Annotated in this window: 18 protein-coding genes; 2 read left to right on the top strand and 16 right to left on the bottom strand. The window is 39.9% G+C overall.

From position 1 onward, the window contains the following. Window positions 1-32: 32 nt before the first annotated feature. The 11 genes from LVD16_RS18130 to LVD16_RS18175 form a co-directional block, all read right to left on the bottom strand. Entirely contained in the window at window positions 33-3,671 is a 3,639-nt protein-coding gene (locus LVD16_RS18130; protein WP_233769697.1) for a CUB domain-containing protein, read from the bottom strand. Between the two features lie 5 nt (window positions 3,672-3,676). After that, window positions 3,677-4,075 (bottom strand): hypothetical protein, encoded by a 399-nt coding sequence (locus tag LVD16_RS18135; protein ID WP_233769698.1) that lies wholly within the window; start codon window positions 4,073-4,075, stop codon window positions 3,677-3,679. Between the two features lie 170 nt (window positions 4,076-4,245). After that, window positions 4,246-4,761, bottom strand: a complete 516-nt coding sequence (locus tag LVD16_RS18140; RefSeq protein ID WP_233769699.1) for a hypothetical protein — start codon at window positions 4,759-4,761, stop codon at window positions 4,246-4,248. A 29-nt stretch (window positions 4,762-4,790) separates the two neighbouring features. Then, window positions 4,791-5,498: a hypothetical protein gene (locus LVD16_RS18145; protein WP_233769700.1), complete on the bottom strand. Its 708-nt coding sequence runs from the start codon at window positions 5,496-5,498 to the stop codon at window positions 4,791-4,793. 177 nt (window positions 5,499-5,675) lie between these two features. Further along, window positions 5,676-6,131 carry a carboxypeptidase-like regulatory domain-containing protein gene (locus LVD16_RS18150; RefSeq protein WP_233769701.1) on the bottom strand — a complete coding sequence of 152 codons (456 nt, stop codon included), beginning with the start codon at window positions 6,129-6,131 and terminating at the stop codon, window positions 5,676-5,678. Continuing rightward, complete coding sequence (locus LVD16_RS18155) at window positions 6,128-7,777, bottom strand: glycoside hydrolase family 32 protein (protein ID WP_233769702.1); 1,650 nt, start codon at window positions 7,775-7,777, stop codon at window positions 6,128-6,130. The genes LVD16_RS18150 and LVD16_RS18155 overlap by 4 nt, the downstream gene beginning before the upstream one ends. Window positions 7,778-7,805: 28 nt before the next feature. Further along, window positions 7,806-8,309 carry an O-acetyl-ADP-ribose deacetylase gene (locus tag LVD16_RS18160; RefSeq protein WP_233769703.1) on the bottom strand — a complete coding sequence of 168 codons (504 nt, stop codon included), beginning with the start codon at window positions 8,307-8,309 and terminating at the stop codon, window positions 7,806-7,808. A 490-nt stretch (window positions 8,310-8,799) separates the two neighbouring features. Further along, window positions 8,800-10,371, bottom strand: coding sequence for a sodium:solute symporter family protein (locus LVD16_RS18165; RefSeq protein WP_306309324.1), 1,572 nt, complete (start codon window positions 10,369-10,371; stop codon window positions 8,800-8,802). After that, on the bottom strand, window positions 10,368-10,496 hold the full coding sequence (locus tag LVD16_RS27765; RefSeq protein WP_255697679.1) for a hypothetical protein: 129 nt from the start codon (window positions 10,494-10,496) through the stop codon (window positions 10,368-10,370). Before LVD16_RS27765 ends, LVD16_RS18165 begins: the two co-directional genes overlap by 4 nt. Before the next feature lie 2 nt (window positions 10,497-10,498). Beyond that, entirely contained in the window at window positions 10,499-13,012 is a 2,514-nt protein-coding gene (locus LVD16_RS18170) for a PIG-L family deacetylase (RefSeq protein WP_233769704.1), read from the bottom strand. Between the two features lie 163 nt (window positions 13,013-13,175). Further along, on the bottom strand, window positions 13,176-14,570 hold the full coding sequence (locus LVD16_RS18175) for a peptide MFS transporter (RefSeq protein ID WP_233769705.1): 1,395 nt from the start codon (window positions 14,568-14,570) through the stop codon (window positions 13,176-13,178). A gap of 219 nt (window positions 14,571-14,789) precedes the next feature. Here LVD16_RS18175 and pckA point away from each other — a divergent pair, with 219 nt between their 5' ends. Continuing rightward, complete coding sequence (gene pckA, locus LVD16_RS18180) at window positions 14,790-16,409, top strand: phosphoenolpyruvate carboxykinase (ATP) (protein WP_233769706.1); 1,620 nt, start codon at window positions 14,790-14,792, stop codon at window positions 16,407-16,409. A gap of 96 nt (window positions 16,410-16,505) precedes the next feature. Then, entirely contained in the window at window positions 16,506-16,907 is a 402-nt protein-coding gene (locus tag LVD16_RS18185) for a DUF6146 family protein (protein WP_233769707.1), read from the top strand. Here LVD16_RS18185 and recQ read toward each other — a convergent pair. The 5 genes from recQ to LVD16_RS18210 all read right to left on the bottom strand — a co-directional run bounded on the left by recQ (window position 16,904) and on the right by LVD16_RS18210 (window position 22,819). Next, complete coding sequence (recQ, locus tag LVD16_RS18190) at window positions 16,904-19,084, bottom strand: DNA helicase RecQ (protein ID WP_233769708.1); 2,181 nt, start codon at window positions 19,082-19,084, stop codon at window positions 16,904-16,906. The two genes, LVD16_RS18185 and recQ, sit on opposite strands and share 4 nt — an antisense overlap. A gap of 45 nt (window positions 19,085-19,129) precedes the next feature. Beyond that, window positions 19,130-20,419: a NupC/NupG family nucleoside CNT transporter gene (locus LVD16_RS18195; protein ID WP_233769709.1), complete on the bottom strand. Its 1,290-nt coding sequence runs from the start codon at window positions 20,417-20,419 to the stop codon at window positions 19,130-19,132. Window positions 20,420-20,481: 62 nt separating this feature from the next. Next, a complete protein-coding gene (locus LVD16_RS18200) occupies window positions 20,482-21,081 on the bottom strand; it encodes a bifunctional nuclease family protein (RefSeq protein WP_233769710.1) in 600 nt (199 codons plus the stop codon). A 3-nt stretch (window positions 21,082-21,084) separates the two neighbouring features. After that, window positions 21,085-22,041, bottom strand: coding sequence for an electron transfer flavoprotein subunit alpha/FixB family protein (locus tag LVD16_RS18205; protein ID WP_233769711.1), 957 nt, complete (start codon window positions 22,039-22,041; stop codon window positions 21,085-21,087). A gap of 40 nt (window positions 22,042-22,081) precedes the next feature. Next, complete coding sequence (locus LVD16_RS18210; protein WP_233769712.1) at window positions 22,082-22,819, bottom strand: electron transfer flavoprotein subunit beta/FixA family protein; 738 nt, start codon at window positions 22,817-22,819, stop codon at window positions 22,082-22,084. Window positions 22,820-22,838: the final 19 nt, after the last annotated feature.

Here is a 22,838-nt window from a genome sequence, read left to right on the forward strand (position 1 = left end):
AAGTATGCCTTTTCATGGGAATAATATTGAATTTATTCCACAACTATTTTGTATAAATGAGTCTCCTCATCCGTCTGAAAATGAAGCAGATAAATACCTCTTGAAAACTGACTTACATCAATTTTATTATCACCCTTTTTGAGGCTATAATTCTGAAGATATTCATGCCCTAACAAATCAGTAATACTCACTGATAATTCTTGTACCATGCCACACTTTATATTCAGAACATCTTCCACCGGGTTAGGGAAAACTTCAAGATTAGTAAAGAAAACTTCATCTATACCGGTAACAGGTGTGGTTAGGTAGCTAGCGGACCAACCAGATTCTATACCTTTATCATCAGTTAAGAACTCCAAAAACAATGCGCCAGTGGTTGAAGTAATGTCACCTGGCAATGAAGATCCTGTAAGCTCAACCAATAAGTTGGCCGATGTATTTTCACCATTATAAACTCTTAGTACATCTTCATTCTCAAGGTTAAATTCAGTAAATGACAATGTCGGATTGAGACCATTGGCTGGTGCTATCAGCCAAGAACAAATGCTATTATTTCCGTAATCAGCATTTCCGCTACCATCACTTAATTCACCTGCTTTAGCAGTAAGGGTTTGTGTGCCCGAACAATATTCCGGATATGTTGAAGTATATTCAAGACTCCATCCATCGGCCGAAACTTCGAGGTCAGAGTTAAATGTTATGAACAAGCTTCCTCCTGACGAGGTAATTGAAGGAGGTAAATTATCTCCCGCAAATGTTCCTAAGAGATCACTATTCGCTGAAGGTCCATCGTAAACTCTCACAGCATCATAGATAGTGCCATCTGTTGATGCAGGTTCTAGGTCAAATTCCAAGAAATTAATAGTAACGGACTCTGCATTTTCCGGAGCTATTAACCATGAGCAATTCTGACTATTACAATAATCTGAGGCGCCACTACCATCTGTAATGGTACCATGGTCATTGGTTAACTCCGTTGTTCCTGAGCAGAAACTACTCCCCTCACTGGTGTAGCTAGCCGTAAAGCCACCCTCAGTGACGGCATAGTCAGAATCGAAAATCACTAACATAATCCCCGTATTAGAAGTAACATTATCTGGAATATCACTTCCTGAGAATTCGGCCAATTGCTGCGCATCTTCCTTATAGCCATCAAAAATGATAACTTTATCGTTCTCTTCCTCAAGATCAAATTCAGTGAAAGATAATGTTACTGATGTAGCACAAGATGGAGCTATTAGGGAAAAACAGACCTGATTATTTCCATAAGAATCTGCACCAGAGCCATCACTTATAGTACCTGTTGGTTCCGTTAATAGAGACACCCCACTACAAGTAGGTGTGCCTACTGTGCTGTAATCCAAGGACCATCCATCCCCAACTATACTTTCATCGGTGGTAAACTTTATTAATGCTGCACCTCCATTGACCACCACAGTTCCGGGCAACGATCCACCACTCCAAGCGAACGTAAACGCTTCACTTACCGCGTTAGGACCTTCATAGATTTCTATTCGATCAAAATTACTTTCAGTATTAAACTCAGTAAAGTCTATTACTATTTGCTCAGCACCCTCCGGCATAATAAGCCACCTACAATTGAGGTTATTACTATAAGAAGCATCACCACTACCATCGGTAATAGTACCGGTCCTTTCGGTAAGCGTAGTAGTACCTCCGCAAGGCAGGTTAGGTGTGTTACCCACACCTACTGCTAACCAGGCATCTTTTACCGCTGTATATTCATTAGAAGGATTACCATATAAATCTTCTACAGCCTGTAAAGATCCTAGATATGCATCATAGTACGTGGCGTCTGACGGTAAATACTCCATCAAATTTCTATATGCTATATCTCGCGCTTTTTCTATACCTATTCCCGGAACATCATAATCTTCATTATTATCATTGGTACCAATTCCGCCCTCACTTAGCAAATAAAACCAGTGGTTCTGTACACCACTATTGGTATGTACTCCCCCATTATCAATAAAAATGTTATCTGTATCAGCCCAAAGATCACCATGATATGTGTCAGGTTGCCAACCAGCCTTGGGATTAGTCATGGATCGTAAAAAAGGCTCATTGATCATAATGTCTTCACCCATAACCCAATCAGGATCATGCCCGGAGAAAAACTCTACGCATACGCCAAAGATATCGGCAAAAGACTCATTAAGAGCACCGGATTCACTTTGATAATCAAGGCCTCCATTACCATTGGCCTCTATCACCATATGGGTAAATTCGTGTCCCTCTACGTCAAGTCCCACTACTGGTCCCATAAATGAGCCATCTCCCAGACCATAACACATAACATTGTAAGGAGGAGGAAAAGCAAAAGCATTATTTGGGCTTCTACCATTTTGACTTTGAAGAAGAGGTGGATTTATAAATTGCTTTATCGTACTTCCATTACCATCATAGCTATCTCTATCAAAAACCTCCTTATAGAAATCATAAGTAAGTTCCATGCCCCAATGCACGTCCAGTGCGGGGTTCAGATCTGATTCAATAATGAATGTGCCCGAATTATCCGTATCTGAGAAATTACCTTCTCCTGCGCTAGCTGAGATGGTATAGCTACCACCAAACTGGTAATCATCACCCCCATCAAAATCATAAATTTCTACAGTATAAGGACCATTATCAAGAACTAGATCTGGAAAAAAAGTAGGGTTATTATCATCGCTAATGGTATTACCTACATAAACCACTGCATCATTGGCGTTAAGTATTTGGATAGCAAAATCTCCTGCTGCGTCGGCTCCATTTGCCCACCAATCTGATACTGGTGTTATTGTTAATGATCTTAAATGTAAAGCTTCCCCCCAAGTAGATGAAGTATTTTGATAATCGGAATAATCTTCAAACTCCGTATCTCCAATAGTTGAATAGGTACCATTATATGTTTCAATCTTCCTTCCGCTTTCTCTAAGTCGAAAAATACCATCCGTTTCATCCACTGTGATATTTTGATTGCCACTGTAATAGGTATTAGCTGTTGCTGGAGTATCATTATGTGCAATTAATTCTAAAGTATTTGTCACTTCACCTGTTTTGGCATCTATGAATACTTTCTTCATAGTTAATGGTTCCAGTGCATCTACCCTCACCTCATAAACTAAGATGAAATTACCTTTAGAGAGCTCCATAAGCTTTAAATCAACTGGATACTCTCTTATAATTTTCGAAACTTTTAAATGGGTCTGTGCAATACCCTTAGCGGCTTCTTTACTTAAAGCTGGAGATACGTCAAGCTCCCCAACTTTAGGAGTAGCCCCCTGAAGAAGCAAGTCTTTTTTAGCATGAGTTGTAATATCATAACCCAATACAGGTACTCCCTTATAATAAGTTTGAAAAGATTCATGAGTTATGCCCAAATGATCAGTTTGCTTCCTCTTACTCTTCAATGTAACTGTACTAGTCAGCTGCATATACGCCTGAATATCAGATGCTGACATTTTAGAAACATTGGCAAATTTTTGAAATTTACCTCTGGTTAATGGCACATCCACAGCCTGACTCTGAAGTGTAGTCACTGCAGAATTAGATGAACGGCTCTTGTGAGGAATTCGATTTTTAAAGTTATCAATGATCTGTGTCTGTTTTTGGGCATAGACATACCCACCCACGACAAGCATCATGGCCAACCATAGAATTGTTCTCATAATAGTTATTTGGTAAGGTTTGTTAATGTTTCAAATAGCTCATTTAGCTCGGAGGGCAAATCTTGTCGTCCAAGCCCCCATACCCAACGATAAGGTTCATCTTGTTTATAGTTGATTTCTATAAACTGGTACATATTCTTGGGTTCATTCATTTTAATGGTCTTCACTGATTCAGCAAGTGAAAGGATTTTTTCCATTTGCTCTTTAGAAACCACTTTTAATTGGCTGGTATCTCCTTTTGCAATTACAGAAAGGCTGCCATTCGCCTCTAACTCATACTGATTTACTGCACCAGTAAATCCGCCACCTGAGCCGAACTTGATTGATTGAACCTGAGACACCACTTTGCTAGCAGAACATGAGCAAAGCACAACGATTGAAATTAAAAAATAAAAGATTTTCATGAATGAATTTAAATACAGATTCACTAAAAAATAGTAACTCTAAATTTTTGAGGCGCTAATATATTAAATTTTCAATTTTAAATAGTCACATAACACATTAAGTAATTGTTGATTTAATCTTAGTGACTGTAAATGAGCGGTTTAATTTATTAGCATAGGGAATGCTAATTTCAGTCACTGAAAATTTCGAGCAAAGTTATAACTGACGACCACATTGATTTTTTATCTCTTCTTGAATAGAATTTTTCAGCATCTTCCAATGAAGACCACTCACAATCAAATTTAATATCCTTACCTTCCAACATCTTGCACTCTTGGTCAGTAAGTAGCATAATTATGTAATTCTTGCTGGATATTACAGTCAGCAGTTCTTTTCCTTCCTTATCTAATAGTGATAAATCAGTGAAGTGCCCATCTTTCCAATCATCAAAATATTGTCGATAAAGATATTCCTTCATTACAGGAACCAACTCAAATCGCTGTTGTGATCCCTGTTTGTAAATTTTAAATGTTGATATGGAATTTACGCTGTGCTTTTCCATCCATTGTAAATGTTTGGGCATAGGATTTCTTGTCACTTGATTAAATTCCACAAATAGAGTTTTTTCCATGGTGTAATTGAGGATAAATCTCCATGACCAGAGATCCATACCCTGTTTCACATAATATTTTATAAACCTTTCCATGCTTTAGTCTAAAATATTAATATTAACCATCACCAGCCTTTATCCTCATACTTTGGATTAGCAGAAAACTCACCTTTACCTAAATCCAGGTCACCTGAAAATGGAATTCTATATTCTCCCCAATTGCATACTTTCGGCGCATCTTTACCATATTCGCGCCACGTACCAATGTATTGATTGTTCTTATAATCGTCGGCCTGCTGATTCAAATTATAGTAATGCAGAGTACCGGCCTTATCAAGATACCACCACAGAGTCATCACACCTTCGAAAACACCGACATGTTGCTGCTCAGGGTGTTCATTAAATTTATAGGAAGCGATAATTATTCCCTGCGCCTTCATGCCTAAATGAGTATACATACTATCCACGCCATAATACATATGTTTGAATTCTCTAACCTGCTCTATAGTTATAGAACCAATGAAATCACATGTATTATTGTATACTGTGGTACTACCCTTTAGGTGATACACGTTAGGAAAATCTTCATCTTTCGACACTTTTGAATAGTTAATATGAATTCTTCGATAATCAGACCCGATGAAACCTAAAAATTCAGACTGAGGCATCAGTAAAGTCGAAAAATCATGATGAGTATATTTAGATAGTAGATTACTTAGCTTTAGTTCATACCTTCCTTCATCAGCATTTTCTAAAGATTGAATCCATTGTTTTTGTTGCTGGGCAAAAAGGCTGGTAGTGGTGAGAAGCAATATAAGGAGGATTGATTTCATACTTTATCATAAAATTCAGAGTCGCCTCTAAACATCTTAAACTTTACAGCAATTTGCAAATTTCTCCTTTGTGGCTGCTGCACATTAACGGTTAAGTACGCCGGCATTACAAATGCCTTTCTCTAGAATCCTCGTTATAAACGATGATTAGGGAGAGCATTCTAACTCTCATGGCTTTTATATACCATGCTTCTTCTTCACCATTACAAATGTGATGGAATCAGGGCTTTTAGCTTTAAACTCAGTGCTATACAAGTTAAAATAAGAGCCATTTTCTTTAATTTTTGGATTAAATGTACTTGGCACAGACTCAGGATATTCGTGATAGGCATAATCAGATTTTACGCTATATTCATATCCCTTTTCATTTCTGGAAACTTCTATTTCAAAGTCTCTATAACCTTCCTTTTGGACCAAAACAATATGATCAGGGCATACACTTGTCATATCATCAATCTCGAATTCACCATTACTACTAGTCGTATCCTGCCAGTGTGATAACCTCACTACAGCACCTTCTATGGGCTGCCCTGTTTCGGAATCTATTACTATTCCATATTGATACACAATGCAATCGCAGGCAGATAATATTGCGATTATACCAACAAACCATAGGCTTTTCAGGTGCTTCATTTCCAAATAGACTTTAATTCATAAACTTCTAATTGCTGAACCTCTATAGCATTCTCAAACTCAAAGCCATTGTTATTCCTGGCTTCCGGAAGTTGAGAAATTATACTGAATTTACCATGATCAGCAAATATCTCAACACTGGTTCTGTCTACTATTATATCATAATAAAAGGTCAGGTTTTCTATATGATCACCCCCATAGAATTGGCCATTGAGGTTATTGCCGTTCATGTCATAATGTAGAATAGTGTTGCCATTATATTTCAATCTAAAATCAATACCATCTAGTAATTTCACTTTCATTCTTATGTGAAATACGTCTCCCGTTGGTTCCTTAAGCTTCTCATTGGCCTCTTCTCTAGTCAGGTTTTTCCATGTATAAGCCTTCTCATGAAGCTTCTCTATTTCAGCTATTGGCTCCGAAAACAGTCTTACTCCTTCTCTTGTGGTGCGAAGTGTAAACACCGTCGGGAACATCATCATAGAGTTGAAAGGCATGTCTGGCTCCTGTATTTGGCCCCAGCCTATTTGAATGCGTCTGCCATCCTGCTCCGGTATGTTGTTAAAGGTTTGTGCTGCATACATGGAGCCTCTAAAATAACGCAGTTTATCGGTCTCCGGAGTGAAAGTCTTCCCATCAAAAGAACCGAGAATATAAGTTCCCGAGGCACCATACAGTACCCATTTCTTTTGGTTTTGATCACCATCTACTGGTAATTCAAAGAACTCCGGACATTCCCAAAAGCCAAGGATATGACTTTGAAAAGTCCAGTCTTTCAGGTTGTTAGAATTAAAAAACGACATTCCTGTTTTTTCAAATAAGACCATCACCCATTTGCCAGACGCCTCATGCCTGAATATTTTAGGATCTCTCAAATTCTTGGTTCCCCATTTCTCTTTGGTATCGATCACCGGATTACCTTCATATTTTTGGAAAGTGCGGCCACGATCATTACTATAAGCGATGCATTGCACCTCATTATCTCTACTGTCAGTGGTGTATGCTGCTACAATTACATCTTCCTTCCCGGATTTGAAGCCAGAAGTGTTTTTATAATCAACCACAGCTGTACCTGAGAACATGGTGCCCAGACTATCTGGTGAAAGCACATCTGGCAGCTCCTGCCAATGAACAAGATCTGTGCTTATGGCATGACCCCAGTGCATATTCACCCAGTTGCGCTCATAAGGATTATGCTGATAAAACAGATGATATTCGCCATCATAATAAACCAAGCCGTTGGGGTCGTTGATCCACCCTCTTCGCGAGCTGAAATGTGCCTGTGGCCTTAGCCTTTCTTGGTACATGTTTGATGCCCCTGCAATAGTATCAGCCTGATAAATTTGCTCAATACCCTTTACATTCGCGGGAAATTCAAAGGCCATTTTTTGTCCTTTATATCTCGAAACATCCATAAATACCCAGTAATCCACCTTGTCATTAGCTATTCGGATGTTATTGTAAGTCAGCTTATTACCATCTAAATAGAAGTTGACCAACTGCCTATCCACAGACTCTTGAATAGGAAAATTGATATACTTCTTCTTGATTTTTAATTCCTTCTTGGTTTGGGCCTGTAAGGAGAGATTAGAAGTGAGAAGTAGGACAAAACAGGTTAGAATTAAATGAGGTTTAGATATAAGCATAAAACTAGTTTATCAAAGTGTTCTTTAACTATTTTAAAGAGCTATAAAGGTGATAATTCTCATCATCAAAGCATACAAATATTACTTTTTCTATGATCTCAGAGTGATATCCATTAACTGCTTCCCAAGCCACTTTTGCTGCCAGATCTTTAGGGTAACCATAGATGCCTGTACTGATATTTGGAAAGGCTAATGATTTAATATTGTGCTCCTCCGCAAGTTTCAAGGAATTAACATAGCAGGCATGAAGCTTTTCTGGCTCACCTTTAGTTCCTCCATTCCATACTGGCCCCACGGTATGGATGACATAATTGGATGGCAGATTACCCGCTGTTGTAATCACCGCCTCTCCCACCTCACATTTTCCCTGTCGACTGCGAATTTTCATGCAATCATCCAAAATAGCTATACCTCCTGCCCTATGGATGGCACCATCTACACCTCCCCCGCCGAGCAATGATGAGTTAGCCGCATTTACAATGGCCTCTGTTTCAATTTTGGTGATGTCGCCTTTTAGGATTTGGATTTTCATTATCTAATTATTTATTCATACACCATTCTAGCTGAACCAATTTTTAACAAAAGAATGATTAGCCATTTGGATTATGGTCATTTAACCTCAGTGCAGTACCGATCGTCTACCCTTCGACGGGGCTCAGGATGACTCGGAGTAGTTCTAACTGTATTGACTACCTGCCCGCAGAACATTCCATCTATCCTCATTCTCAGTATTTTCATCTATTTAGTCGGGACCATTGTCTCAACACTAATAGCTGAATACTAGCATCTATTTACTAAATACTAACATCTAACTACTCAATACTAATATCTATCTACTCAATACTAATATCTATCTACTCAATACTAATATCTATCTACTCAATACTAACATCTAATTACTCAAATCTCCCTACCCTTCCCCATCACTACTTGGGCCGCAAAGGCTAACAGCACCACGAGTACGCAGCCTATGGCATTATACCATAAATAGCTGATATTGAGGGTTGAGAACAGTACTATCACTATAATTTGAGAGATGATAGCTGCAATGAAAACGGCATTTCCTCTAATATATTTGATAAAGAAAGCAATGAGAAATATCCCAAGATAACACCATAGAAAATGGATCCTAGGATGTTCACCGCTTCGATCAGGTTTTCCAATAGGCTGGCAAACAGGGCAAAGCTGACTGAGAGCACTCCCCAAAAAGCAGTTAATAGCTTGGAAACAATGACATAGTGTTTATCAGAGGCCTCTTTTTTAATAAGTCTTTTGTAAAAATCCACCGAAGTAGTAGACCCCAGGGCATTGAGCTCCCCTGACGACGACGACATGGCTGCAGAAAATATTACGGCTAACAATAGCCCAACCACTCCTTCTGGCAGGTAAGTGACAATAAAAGTAAGAAAGACATAATCAGAATCCTTTGTTTCTATATTCTCGTCATAATCTTTCAGCAGGCCTTTAACGTCATTTCTAATAGCCTTTTCAGTATCTTTATTTTGTTTCACCAATTCAGAATAATTGGCTATATCCACTTCATTATCAGCATCTAAAGCTGTTACAAGGCTTTGAATATTAGACTTCTTTTCTGCAAAATTAGCAGAATACCGTTCTTCTAAATCTTTTACATCATTACCATATTCACTGGTTCTCAACTGCTCCATCTCTACTGTTTTAAAGAACACTGGCGGCTCCTCAAATTGATAGAAAACGAAGACCATTACACCTACTAAAAGAATAAAAAACTGCATCGGTACCTTAAGCAGGGCATTAAAGATAAGTCCAAGGCGACTTTCAGCTACTGACTTGGCTCCCATATAACGCTGCACTTGAGACTGGTCCGTTCCAAAATAAGACAGTGCGAGAAAGAAACCTCCTGTTAGTCCTGTCCAGATGGTGTAGCGTTTCTCAGGATCAAAAGAGAAGTCAACTACATCCAGCTTGCCCATTCTTCCTGCTACATGTAGTGCATTTGCAAATGAAACGCTCTCTGGCAGGTAGCTTATAATAATAAAAAAGGCCGTAAACATTCCCAGCATGATCACTGCCATCTGATATTTCTGAGTGATACTCACCGCTTTAGTACCACCGCTAACGGTGTAAACCACCACCAATATTCCAGTAAAGAGAATAGTGTAGGTCAGGTCCCAGCCCAGCATGGTTGACAAGATGATGGCAGGCGCGTATATGGTAATACCCGCAGCGAGACCACGCTGCACCAGGAACAAAAATGCTCCTAACAGTCTGGTCTTTAGATCAAACCTGCTTTCCAGGTATTCATAGGCCGTGTAAACGTTAAGTTTATAGTAGATCGGTATAAAAATGGCCGCTACTATGATGATAGCTATGGGCAAACCAAAATAGTTTTGCACAAAGGTCATTCCTGACTCATAGGCCTGGCCTGGTGTGGAAAGAAAGGTAATGGCACTTGCCTGAGTAGCCATTACTGAAAGACCAATGGTACCCCACTTTAAAGAATTATCACCTTTAAGGTATTGGCTTATGTTTCTGCTACCCCTACTCTTGTAGATACCATAAATAATAATAAGAAAAAGTGTACCCAGTAGTACAATCCAATCTAAGGTACTCATGAGAAGTAGCTGGTAAAAAGATAAAAAATGATGATTAAGAATATTAGATTGCCCAGCACCACGAAGTACCAGGTTTTCCAGGATTTAAAAATAGGTATCTTCTCAGCTTCCTTTTTATCTTCCATAATTATTCGTTAGATGAGTTCACTTGCGTATCCTGTGGTTTATCTCCACCCAATGAAACAAGGTTTACAAACAGTCTGTAGGCACCTGGCACACCCGCCGGCAACTCTCTAAACCATGAATATCCGGTGTACACGTAATAACCTTTTCCATATTTGGCTACCAGTAACCCTCCATCTTTAGGGCTCTTCTTTTCATCTTTATCATTACTAGACAGGATGGCTTCATAATGACTATCCCACTTATCAGGGAAATATAAACCACGTTCCTGTACCCAACCCTCAAAGTCCTTCTGAGTGATCTTATTCGGTGTATTCATTACCGGATGATTAGGCTTTAGAATTCTCACCTCAGCATCTTCTTCTGTTACTCTATCTCTTGAAAGCTGTAGTGCATATGGAGTGAAATTTTCGGTCTTCAGTCGGTAGTTAGTATTGTATTGAACTATTAATGTTCCGCCATTCTTAGCATAATCTAATAGATCATTCATGTAAAAAGAAATTCTCTCGTTGGTGTTCAATGCTCTTACACCCAAGATCACGGCATCCATTTTTCGAAGGTTATCAGGAGTAATGTCAGCGTCGTTCATTTCCCACACTTCATAACCAATTTCTCTCAAAGCCGCCGGAATAGCATCTCCTGCACCCTGTATGTAACCAATCAATTGGCCTCTCTTTTTTATGTCTAGCTTCACCACTTTAGAGGTAGCTGGCATCATAAGCATCTGGGCAGGAATATGATCATAGTTAATATTGGTTAGAGCATGGCAATACTCCTTGCCATTAATCTCTACTACCGCTTTTAGATCACCCGTGCTCTGCTCTGAGGGAGGCAACAACTGAAAAGTGAAGTGTGACTCGCCCCACTTCTTATCAATGCTTACATCAAAACTCTCAGGACTTACTTTCCAGCCTTTTGGAGCTTTCAGCTTTAATTTGCCAGATAAATTATCTTCAACTGACTTTACATTCACCGTGATGCTCTTGGCTTCATTTCCTGGAAAGATGTAAACGCCTTCTTCCAAATTAGTAAATACTGGTGGCGTGATTTCGAATGGTCTGTATTGTTCACCAGCCACGGGGTCATTCCACTTATATACTACCGGAATGTCATAGTTAATCACCTGACCATCAATCTCAACAGCCACTTTTACCTGAAGTGCAGGATCATTCTGCGGCTTACCCCTAAGCGTTTGTTCGTCTACCTTGTACATGCCTAAGGTACCTGCTTCTTTAAGCCAATAAGCATCTGAATAATCTGCATCTGAAGCAATTTTTATGGTTTCTGAATATTCAAAATCCTTGTTTGTGGTTAGGGCCGCATCCACCGCATTATCTTTTCCTGAAGGATAATTGATAGTTTTCAATTTTATATCAAGGGCTGATCTATTGATCACCTCAAGCTTTAACTCTACCTGATCACCAGGTGTGAAGGCATAGTCGTTAGCCACTGCTTCAATGTATAATCCACTGGCCGCTTTGATAATCTGATCAATCTCCTGAAGCTTTTGCTTTTTCCAGAATTCATCCTGAAGTTTTAAAATTTCAGTTCTAGCCTGAAGAAGCAAAGGCATAATAGCTGCAGGATTAGCTGCATTATATTGATCAATAGCCTTTTGAACGATAGCACCTACTTTTTCACCACCTTTCACTCTTTTCCATGAGGTGTCGATGCCTTCAAAAATATCCTTCTCCGCCTGGTCTCCCATTACATACTCCAAAAACTCTTTGCTCTCTCCTCTGGTACCCGTAGATCCAAAGCCCTGGCTTTTGTGCTGGCTTCGGCTAAGGGCTGCTATCTCAGAATATGATTTACCTAATAACGGACTGTAAGTTCCTACATCATAAGTAAGCACACCTTTCTCTTCTCCCGTCATGTTTGGGTTCCACCATCTACCCGTGTTAGTGTAAAGTCTTTTAGGCTGCCATGTATCTACATACTTCAGCTGCTCAGGGTATTTTGATTTATCGGCAGCTGCTTTAAAAGCCTGCTCAGCCATAATTGCAGATGTGGTATGATGGCCATGCCCCGCTCTTTCATCCGGAGGGAATCTGGTAATGATTACATCAGGACGGAAATTTCTAAATACCCAAACAGCATCTGAAAGCACCTGATCCTCATCCCATATTTCAAGGGTCTCCTTGGCGTTTTTAGAATATCCGAAATCATTAGCTCTGGAGAAAAATTGCTTACCGCCGTCTATCCTTCGGGCTGCCAGTAACTCCTGAGTCCTGATTACTCCCAGGCCTTCACGAATCTCCGGGCCAACCAGATTCTGGCCACCGTCACCTCTGGTTAGTGCCAGATAAGCGGTGTTAGCCATTTCCTGATTAGAAAGGTAGGCGATCAACCTGGTATTCTCATCATCAGGATGGGCTGCCATATACAGCACATTACCCAGGAAGTTAAGCTTGTTAAGTTTTAGTAATATCTCAGCTGCATCAGGCTTTTCTGGCTTTTGTGAAAAGGCACTGGTAACAGCACATAAGCAAATGATAATAGATAGGAGTTTCTTCATGTTGATGAAAAAAAAGTTTTATGAGGCTAACGAATGCAAAGATTAAAGGTTTGGATGACATAGCAAGCAATTACCCGGAAATTACAGGAACGGGATATTATCTTTATAAACTAAAAATGCCACCCTTTGAAGAGTGGCATTATAATTTTAGAATTTTAAGCTATCAAGCTTTATCTTCTCTTGAGTAACCTTCATCTTCGATAGCTACGTTTGGAGATAAATCTTCTGCTCCGTGTGTTAATCTCTTCAATGGCTTTAACAATAGGATTACTACCAGACCTATTAAAGTCCATATAATCAATATTCCAGTGAATATTTCAAACTCTCCTAAATCTTGAGCTGCCTCACCGATCATGGCTGCTATTTTATTACCGAACCCGGTAGCGGCCCAATATAAACCCATAATCATGGATGCATATTTTAAAGGAGCAAGTTTGGTAATAAATGATAGAGATACTGGAGATGCACACAACTCTCCAATAGTGTGGAATAAGTAAGCTAATATTAACCAATACATTGCAGATGATCCTGTGCTTTCATACTGTGCTGATGCCGCACTCATAAAACCAAAACCTAAGGCCATCACAATGATACCTACAGCCATCTTAAATAATGAAGAGGCTTCTTTGCCTTTTTGCTTCCATTTATACCAAAAACGACCAACCACCGTAGCCAGGACTATTATGAAAAATGAATTCACCGATTGAAAAACTGACGCTGGGATTACATAACCAAAGAGGGCTCTGTCAGTCTTTTGTTTAGCATACAGGTTCATTAAACCACCAGCTTGCTCAAACGCAGCCCAAAATAAAATGATAAGTAAGAATGATAGAAGCAAAACCACTACTCTATCCTTCTCTATCTTAGTAAGTGGTCTATCCAGCAATTCCTTACCAGCTGCATCATTTTTGGAAATCAGGTTTCCTACATTCTTAAGATATTTTTGTCCCCAGATATATACTGCCTGACCAAGAAACATACCTATGGCAGCCAATCCAAAACCATAGTGCCAGTTTATTTTCTCTCCTACGAAACCACAAGCAATTGGTGCAATGAAACCACCAATGTTAATACCCATGTAGAAAATGTAGAACCCTAAATCTCTTCTCTCATCTTTCTCTTTATAAAGACCACCTACCATAGAAGATATATTTGGCTTAAGACCTCCCACACCTAAAATAATGAATAAACATCCTACATAGAATGACGTTTCTGAGTTAAGTGCCAGAATAGCATGACCGATACATAACAATGCACCACCTACCATTACAGTCTTTTTCTGTCCCAGGAGTCTATCAGCCACCCATCCACCAGGGATTGAAGAAACGTATACCAACATGGTGTACCAGCCGTACAAGGCCAAGGCTTCTTCATTGGTCCATCCAAAACCTGCATTACTGGATGTAGTTTCCGCAACTAAAAATAAGGTGAATAATGCTCGCATTCCGTAATAGGAAAAGCGCTCCCACAACTCGGTGAAGAATAATATATATAGTCCTACCGGGTGTCCTAACAGCTCTCTTTCACTGGGAGATTTACTAACTGATACGTTCGACATATTTCTGATCTAATATTTTTACAAAATACCGCTAAAGCTAACACTGTTAAGCTACATATACAAATTTTCATTGAATTCGATTTCCCATAATAAATTAACTTAAAATTAATTTCGCAAACGATTGAAATTTAGCAGATATCTTCTTTGTGGTACAATTTATTTCCTAATTTTGCCTCATCTTATGAAATCATGTAATAATCTTTTAATTGTTTGAATTTTATGCAGGAAACAGGGCTTAAACCAAAAATTCACGACCTTTCATCTATTGGAGTATCTACTTCTGGTAATGTATACTGGAATCAGACTCCTGCTGAGTTAGTAGAACTGGCATTGGTCAACGGTGAAGGTAAGCTAGCGGATACGGGGGCACTCATGTGTGACACTGGGAGCTTTACAGGACGGTCTCCTAAAGATCGGTTTATAGTAAAAGATGACCTTACTAAAGATGAGGTGTGGTGGGGAGATATCAATATCCCTTTTGATGCTGATAAATTTGATGCATTACATCAAAAAATGATAGATAACCTGCGTGACAAGAACCTCTATGTAAGAGATGCTTATGCAGGTGCTGATAAAACTTACAGACTTAAACTTAGGGTGGTAAACACCAAAGCATGGCAAAACCTGTTCTGCCATAATATGTTCCTAAGGCCAGAGTCTTACAAGCTACAGGAATTTGAGCCTAACTTCACCATTATATGTGATCCTGATTTTAAGGCAGACCCTGCCGTAGATGGCACCAGACAAGACAATTTTGCCATCATCAACTTCACTAAAAGGATGATTCTTATTGGAGGAACAGGCTATGCCGGTGAAATGAAGAAAGGTATATTCTCTGTACTTAACTTCCTATTACCCACTGAGAATCAGGTATTACCAATGCACTGCTCTGCTAACATTGGGCATGACTCACTGGATACTGCCATTTTCTTCGGCCTTTCTGGAACTGGAAAAACTACCCTTTCTGCAGACAGCAGCCGTGGCCTAATTGGTGATGATGAGCATGCCTGGACAGAAAAGAATGTATTCAACTTCGAAGGGGGCTGTTATGCTAAGGTAATAGACCTTACCAGAGATAAAGAGCCAGAGATATTCGACGCCATAAAATTCGGTGCTATTGTGGAAAACACACGTTTTCATGAAGGAACCAGATCAATAGATTATGAAAATACCAGCGTAACAGAAAATACGCGTACAGCCTACCCGATATATCATATTGAAAATGCTGTAGAGCCTTCAGTAGGTGGCATTCCAAGAAACGTATTTTTCCTTACTTGTGATGCTTACGGAGTGCTTCCTCCTATCTCCAGGTTGAATAAAGGTCAGGCCATGTACCACTTCATTTCCGGATATACGGCGAAGGTAGCTGGAACTGAGGCGGGTGTTACTGAGCCACAAACTGTATTTAGCGCTTGCTTTGGAGCTCCTTTCCTTCCGCTTCACCCTACCAGATATGCTCAGATGTTAGGTAAAAAGATGGACAAGCATGAAGTAAACGTTTGGTTGGTAAATACTGGCTGGACTGGTGGACCTTATGGAAAAGGGAGCCGTATGAAGCTAAAATACACCAGAGCCATGATCAATGCCGCCCTAGAAGGTGCATTAGAAAATGCAGGTTACAGAAAGCATTCCATATTCCATTTCGAAATACCAGCAGTTTGTCCGGGCGTACCTTCAAAGGTGCTAAGCCCAAGAGAAACCTGGCAAGATGACAAAGGATATTATGCTATGGCTAACAAACTGGCAGAGGCCTTTAACAAGAACTTTGAGAAGTTCAAGGACTTTGCTACTGATGAGATGCTGGCAGCGTCTCCTAAACCCAATTTGAATTTTGTTTAACTCATATATTCAGGGAAGGTGCCATTAGTGAGGCACCTTCTTTTTTTCCACCTCAACTTTAACACTCTTTTTCATGTTAAGATATAAACCACTGACATGAAAAATTCTATTCTCCTCACCCCTATCCTATTTTTGATTCTGTCTTGCGGCTCATACCCTTATGGACAAAGAACCCAGGGTTCAAACATACTATCTGAGAGAAATGAGGACGGCGAGTATGAACTCATCATCATCGATCCTGGCTATGACCGCTGGATGACCCGGTATGCGAAACCAGCCAATTACTACTCACTCAACTATTACGAGCAAAAGAATCAGGTTTATGTAGCCTCCTGGAATAGTTTGGTAGGCAATAGTGCCTATTTCAAAGATGAGAATTATCCTTTTGAAATGAGAATAGATTACAATGCTTATGGCCTGGAGCTTAACTATAAGCTATTCACCTATTTTCAATATATAGAAGATGTGTACGGAGACAGATATAGGTTTCCTTCCTAAGAAGATTGACCATACTCCTGTTTGAACTCTAAATGACTAACTACCGCCTTAATCTGAGCATAGGTAATATCATCTCTAAGCGCTTCCTTAATCGGTTTTAGTCCAGGATCAGTTGTTTTTAAGATGGCCTGTTGTATTTCATTATATAATTCATCAGAAACGAACACTTTCACATCCAAGTCTCCTGAAGCAATGCAGCTGGTAAGATGGTTCTCAACGGTTGTAGCCACTAGCCCTCTTTTCTCAGCAATTTGCTCTATGGTTAAACCCTCCTTGTATAGCGCCAAAGACTCCAATGAAGTACCTTTTGACTTACTTTTCTTTTTGGCTTTCTTTCGTTTAGCCGGCTTATTATGAATGGCAGTACTTAGATTATTCTCTTCACAATACTGCTGTACCATTTTCAAAAAGGCATCTCCATAACGCTGTATTTTCACCTCTCCAAAACCGGAAATACGTTCTAGGCCTGCATTATCCATGGGTAGATAGGTGGCCAGCTCCTGCAAAGTAGCATCAGAAAATATCACATAAGGCGGTACATTTTCCTTATCAGCGAACTCAATTCTTAGGGCTCTTAGTTTCTCAAAAAGAGGCTTTTCATATGGTGGTGGAGCTTCCTCCTTAACGATGCCTTGCATAGGATCCTTCACTGCGGTGAGTTTAACATTCACCTTACCTTGCAGCACATCTTTGCTCCTCTCCGTTAATTCCAAAACAGGGTATTCACCATTGGATTTTTGCAGATACCCGAGGTAGATGAGGTCTCGAATGAAATGTCCCCACTCCTCCTTACTCATGTCGGCGCCTACTCCATAGGTTTTTAGGGTCTTATGCTGATCTCTGATCTTGGCTGATTTGGAGCCCCTCAGAAAATCAATAACATAACCTTGCCCGAAGCGCTGGTCTAAACGTGCTACTGCCGAAAGGGCCTTTTGTGCGATGGTAGTACCATCTATTTTTTCATCTTCGGCCAGGCATACATCACAGTTACCACATTCTCCGGGAGCATCTTCGTCGAAATACTTTAAAAGGTATTGTCTGCGGCAGGTTCTGAGGTCACCAAATTCGGCCATCTCGTCTAGCTTCTTTAATAAGACAGCCGTTTGTTCGGGATTGTTGTCAATTTGGACGAAGCCTTTCAGCTTCATTACATCAGCATAACTATAGAACAGTAGTGTTTCACTGTCCAGACCATCTCTACCTGCCCTACCTGTTTCCTGATAGTAACCTTCTATATTTTTAGGCAAATCCATATGCACCACAAAACGCACGTTGGATTTATCTATACCCATACCGAAAGCAATAGTGGCAGTGATAATCTTTACTTTATCATTAATGAAAAGATCCTGATGTTCATCTCGCTTTTCTCTAGGCAACCCTGCGTGATAAGGTAACGCATCAAAACCATCCTCTTTCAACCGCTCAGCCAGATCTTCAACGGAAGCCCGGGACAAACAATAGATAATACCTGAATCATCAGGGTGGGCCTGTAGAAAGCTAACTAAGTTCTCGTAGCTATTCCTCTTTGGCTGCACCAGGTATTTGATGTTTGTTCTGTTGAAACTACTCACAAATACCCTGGCATCGGGAATACCTAGCTGCTGTACAATGTCTTTTCTGGTGAGCTTATCTGCAGTAGCCGTAAGCGCAATAACCGGTAAATTAGGAAAGGTCTCCTTCAATTTGGAGAGCATCGTATACTCCGGTCTGAAGTCATGACCCCACTGAGATATACAGTGAGCTTCATCTATAGCTATGCAAGCTAAATTGATAGTTTTAAGGAAATCAAGAAAATCATCTCCTTTTCCTATGAGTCTTTCCGGAGCCAAGTACAAAAGTTTGAGCTGGCCACCACGAAGCTGAGAAAAGACGTTTGACTGTTCTTCTACTGTAAGTGTAGAATTAAGATAAGCTGAAGGTATACCATTTGCTCTTAAAGCATCTACCTGGTCTTTCATCAGGGCTATCAATGGTGAAACTACAATTGTTACACCATCCATCACCAAGGCTGGCACCTGATAGCACAATGACTTACCACCCCCGGTTGGCATAAGCACGAGGGTATCATTACCATCCAGCACATGGTCTATAATCTCCTTTTGCTTTAAGCGAAAGGAGCTATAGCCAAAATACTTTTTTAATACTTCCTGGGGTGATTGTTTGACAACTTCAGACATACGTTAAAGTTAACACATTAAAGCTGAAAATGTCCATACGAAGAACTACCCAAATAATGCTCCCGCTATTGTGGCCGTCATCATAGTAGCCAGGGTAGCCGCAAATAGTGCCCTCATACCCAGACGTGATAAATCGCCTTGTCGGTTTGGAGCCATACCACCTATACCTCCAATCTGGATAGCAATAGAACTGAAGTTAGCGAAACCACATAAAGCATAAGTAGAGATTACAATAGCCTTTTGACTCAGCACGCCTGTGGCCTTCATATCTGCCAGACTTAGATAAGCTACAAACTCATTGATTACCACCTCCTGACCGAGTAAACTACCCACCTTAATGGTTTCATCCCAATCTACTCCCATAATGAAAGCGAAGGCTCTGAAAATCTGTCCTAATATATATTCTAAAGAGAATCCCTGGAATACACCATTGGTGCTTTCAACTACATATTGATTAAGTCCAGTAATGTCACCAATACCGTCTACCAAGATCCAGTTTAAAGCGTAAATAATGGCGATAAAGGCTAATAGCATACCAGCAATATTGATGGCTAAACCTACACCATCAGAAGCTCCTCTGGCAAGCGCATCAATAAGGTTTACACCCAGACTATCTTTACTTACTCTGATTTCAGTATCGATATCTTCTGGTCTGTCTTCTGGCATTACAATTTTAGAAAGCACTATGGCTGCAGGTGCATTCATGATAGAAGCACTTAAAAGATAAGCGGCATATTTAGCTCTCTCTACAGGATCATCGCCACCAAGAAAGGCTACGTACCCGGCTAAAACACCACCAGCGATTGTGGCCATACCTCCGGTCATAAGACACATCAACTCAGAGGTAGTCATATTTTTAACGAATGGTCTTACTAAAAGAGGCGCTTCTGTTTGCCCCAGGAAGATATTACCCGCAGCAGATAAGCTTTCTGCCCCTGATAATCTCATGGTGCGAGACATAATCCAGGCAATACCGAAAACTATTTTCTGCAATATCCCCAGGTAATACAACCCTGCTGATACGGTGGAGAAGAAAATTACGGTTGGTAACACCTGAAAGGCAAAGATAAAACCGAACTTTTCTGTTTTTGTAAGATCTCCGAACAAGAAATTAGCACCTTCTGAGGCAAAGCTCAAAAAGGTAACGAACTTACCGCTGATCCATGAAAACATGTCTTCAACAAAGCCCACTTTAGTGATTAGTATCGCAAATACCAACTGCAACAATACCCCTACTCCCACGAGTTTCCAATCAATAGCTTTTCTATTTTTTGAAAACAGAAAGGCAATAGCTATTAACACTATTAGCCCTACAAATCCTCTTATGTAATCCATGTATTAGTAAAAACATAAAAAGGCCTTTCTGTTAAGGAAAGACCTTTTTGATATAGTAAATATTAGTTTCTTCTACTTAATTCGTCTCTTATTTTAGCTGCCTTTTCGTAGTCTTCTTTTTCTATGGCATCATCCAGCATCTCGTTTAGCTTATCTATAGAAAGGTTCTTTAGATCATCACCTTTCTTAGCCTCCTTCTTCTCAGATGACTTTATTTCACTTTTTATCTCAGCGATATCATCTTCAGACTCATCTGTAAGCACGATACCTGCTTCTGCCAAAATTGCCTCATATGTATAAATGGGTGCATCAAAACGAAGACCTATAGCTATGGCATCAGACGGTCGGGCATCAATTTCTATTGATTTCTCACCGTTGCTACACATAATCTTTGCAAAGAAAACCCCTTCCTTAAGATCAGAGATTACTATCTCTTCTACCTTATAATCAAACCCCTGAGCAAATGACTTAAACAAATCATGTGTCATGGGTCTATTAGGGATAATTTTCTCTATCTCTATTGCTATAGCTTGCGCTTCGAACATTCCAATGATGATCGGCAATCTTCTACTTCCATCAGTTTCTCCCAGTACCAGAGCAAAAGAGCCCGACTGTGATTGACTAGATGACAGACCTAATATTTCTAATTTTATCTTATCCACCTATTACTTGGCTGCTCTAATTGCTTCAGTTAATTTAGGTACCACTTCGAAAGCATCTCCTACTATACCGTAGTCAGCTGCTTTGAAAAATGGCGCTTCAGGATCTTTATTGATCACTACAATATACTTAGAAGAGTTAACCCCTGCTAAGTGCTGTATAGCTCCTGAAATACCAACAGCAATGTATAATTGCGGACTTACCTTTACTCCAGTTTGTCCTACGTGCTCATGGTGAGGTCTCCAGTCCATATCAGATACTGGCTTGCTACAACCGGTAGCGGCACCTAGTTCTTTGGCAAGATCTTCGATCATGCCCCAGTTTTCAGGACCTTTCAATCCTCTTCCGCCAGAAACTACAATTTCTGCTTCTGGTAAAAGCACTTCACCCGTAGCCTTATCAGTACTGGTGATTTTAGTATCAAATTCGCTATCACCCAAATCTACTGAGAAGGCTTCCACAGAGGCAGAACCACCTGTTTCTTTCACTTCTGCAGCATTCTTTTTGATAGCTATAATTTTCTTGTCTTTTGTAAGCTCTACATTGGCAAATGCTTTACCAGTGTAAATGCTTCTCTTCACTTTAAATCCTCCGTTAGTGTCCGGTAATTCTACTACGTTAGAAACCAAACTGGCATCTAATTTAACAGCCACCCTGGCAGATACGGGATTACCCAAAGATGAATTAGCAAGCACAAGCACCTCAGCGCCAGCACTTTCCATAGCCTTGCTGATTACCGTAGCATAAGCCTGGATTACACCCTGATTTAATTTTTCATCATTAGCATGAAGCACTTTAGAGGCACCGAAGTTACCCAAAGACTCAAGCTCTGACTGATCTATATTATTACCTAAAGCTAAAGCAGTAACATCTCCACCCATAGCTGCTGCATAAGCTACAGCCTCAAGAGAAGTTTTCTTCACCTTGCCTTCAGCACTTTCTACAAAAACTAATATTGACATAATGATTGGTTTTTCTGATTGTTGATTAAGACTAATACCCTTAAATTACTTTAGCATCGTTTTTAAGCAAGTTAACTAACTCTGCTACGTTATCGGCATCAACCATTTTCACATCACCTTTAGCAGGTGGCATTTCATATTTCTCAAGCTTAGTACTTTGCTCAGAAACTGATGGCTCCACTACGTTCAAAGGTTTTGTTCTGGCAGACATAATACCTCTCATATTAGGTATTTTCCATTCTGCAATAGGTTCCTGACAGCCAGCAACAAACGGCATCTTAACCTCAATATTTTCTTTACCTCCTTCTATCTCTCTGGTCATTTTGGCTGTATCACCTTCTATATCCAAAGTCATTACAGGCGAAACAGATGGCAAACCTAAAAGCTCACCTACCATACCATGAACCATACCGCCATTGAAATCGATAGATTCTCTTCCCATAAGGATCAGGTCATAACCAGCATCTTTTGCTACATGAGCTATTTCTTTGGCTACAAAGAAAGAGTCTGTAGGCTCAGCATTAACTCTGATAGCCTCATCAGCACCAATAGCTAAAGCTTTTCTTATTGTAGGCTCTGTTTCTGCAGTTCCTACGTTTAAAACAGTAATAGATCCACCACTTTGCTCTTTTAGCTCTACGGCTCTGGCTAATGCATAGTCGTCGTAAGGCCCAATGATGTATTGTACGCCGTTCTTATCAAACTCAGTATCGCCATTGGTAAAAGCAATACGTGAAGTTGTATCAGGCACATGTGTTATACAAACTAGTATTTTCATTTATTTCGAGGCTTTTATA

The organism is Fulvivirga ligni, assembly GCF_021389935.1.
GTDB classification, from domain to species: Bacteria; Bacteroidota; Bacteroidia; order Cytophagales; family Cyclobacteriaceae; genus Fulvivirga; species Fulvivirga ligni.

Excerpts from the sequence above, each read along its gene's own strand:
- LVD16_RS18185 (WP_233769707.1), top strand. The coding sequence starts at position 16,506 with ATGAAAAATTCTATTCTCCTCACCCCTATCCTATTTTTGATTCTGTCT.
- pckA (WP_233769706.1), top strand. The coding sequence starts at position 14,790 with ATGCAGGAAACAGGGCTTAAACCAAAAATTCACGACCTTTCATCTATT.
- LVD16_RS18140 (WP_233769699.1), bottom strand. The coding sequence starts at position 4,761 with ATGGAAAGGTTTATAAAATATTATGTGAAACAGGGTATGGATCTCTGG.
- LVD16_RS27765 (WP_255697679.1), bottom strand. The coding sequence starts at position 10,496 with ATGGAAGATAAAAAGGAAGCTGAGAAGATACCTATTTTTAAATCCTGG.
- LVD16_RS18135 (WP_233769698.1), bottom strand. The coding sequence starts at position 4,075 with ATGAAAATCTTTTATTTTTTAATTTCAATCGTTGTGCTTTGCTCATGT.
- LVD16_RS18150 (WP_233769701.1), bottom strand. The coding sequence starts at position 6,131 with ATGAAGCACCTGAAAAGCCTATGGTTTGTTGGTATAATCGCAATATTA.
- LVD16_RS18155 (WP_233769702.1), bottom strand. The coding sequence starts at position 7,777 with ATGCTTATATCTAAACCTCATTTAATTCTAACCTGTTTTGTCCTACTT.
- LVD16_RS18145 (WP_233769700.1), bottom strand. The coding sequence starts at position 5,498 with ATGAAATCAATCCTCCTTATATTGCTTCTCACCACTACCAGCCTTTTT.
- LVD16_RS18170 (WP_233769704.1), bottom strand. The coding sequence starts at position 13,012 with ATGAAGAAACTCCTATCTATTATCATTTGCTTATGTGCTGTTACCAGT.
- LVD16_RS18210 (WP_233769712.1), bottom strand. The coding sequence starts at position 22,819 with ATGAAAATACTAGTTTGTATAACACATGTGCCTGATACAACTTCACGT.
- recQ (WP_233769708.1), bottom strand. The coding sequence starts at position 19,084 with ATGTCTGAAGTTGTCAAACAATCACCCCAGGAAGTATTAAAAAAGTAT.
- LVD16_RS18130 (WP_233769697.1), bottom strand. The coding sequence starts at position 3,671 with ATGAGAACAATTCTATGGTTGGCCATGATGCTTGTCGTGGGTGGGTAT.
- LVD16_RS18175 (WP_233769705.1), bottom strand. The coding sequence starts at position 14,570 with ATGTCGAACGTATCAGTTAGTAAATCTCCCAGTGAAAGAGAGCTGTTA.
- LVD16_RS18160 (WP_233769703.1), bottom strand. The coding sequence starts at position 8,309 with ATGAAAATCCAAATCCTAAAAGGCGACATCACCAAAATTGAAACAGAG.
- LVD16_RS18195 (WP_233769709.1), bottom strand. The coding sequence starts at position 20,419 with ATGGATTACATAAGAGGATTTGTAGGGCTAATAGTGTTAATAGCTATT.
- LVD16_RS18205 (WP_233769711.1), bottom strand. The coding sequence starts at position 22,041 with ATGTCAATATTAGTTTTTGTAGAAAGTGCTGAAGGCAAGGTGAAGAAA.
- LVD16_RS18165 (WP_306309324.1), bottom strand. The coding sequence starts at position 10,371 with ATGAGTACCTTAGATTGGATTGTACTACTGGGTACACTTTTTCTTATT.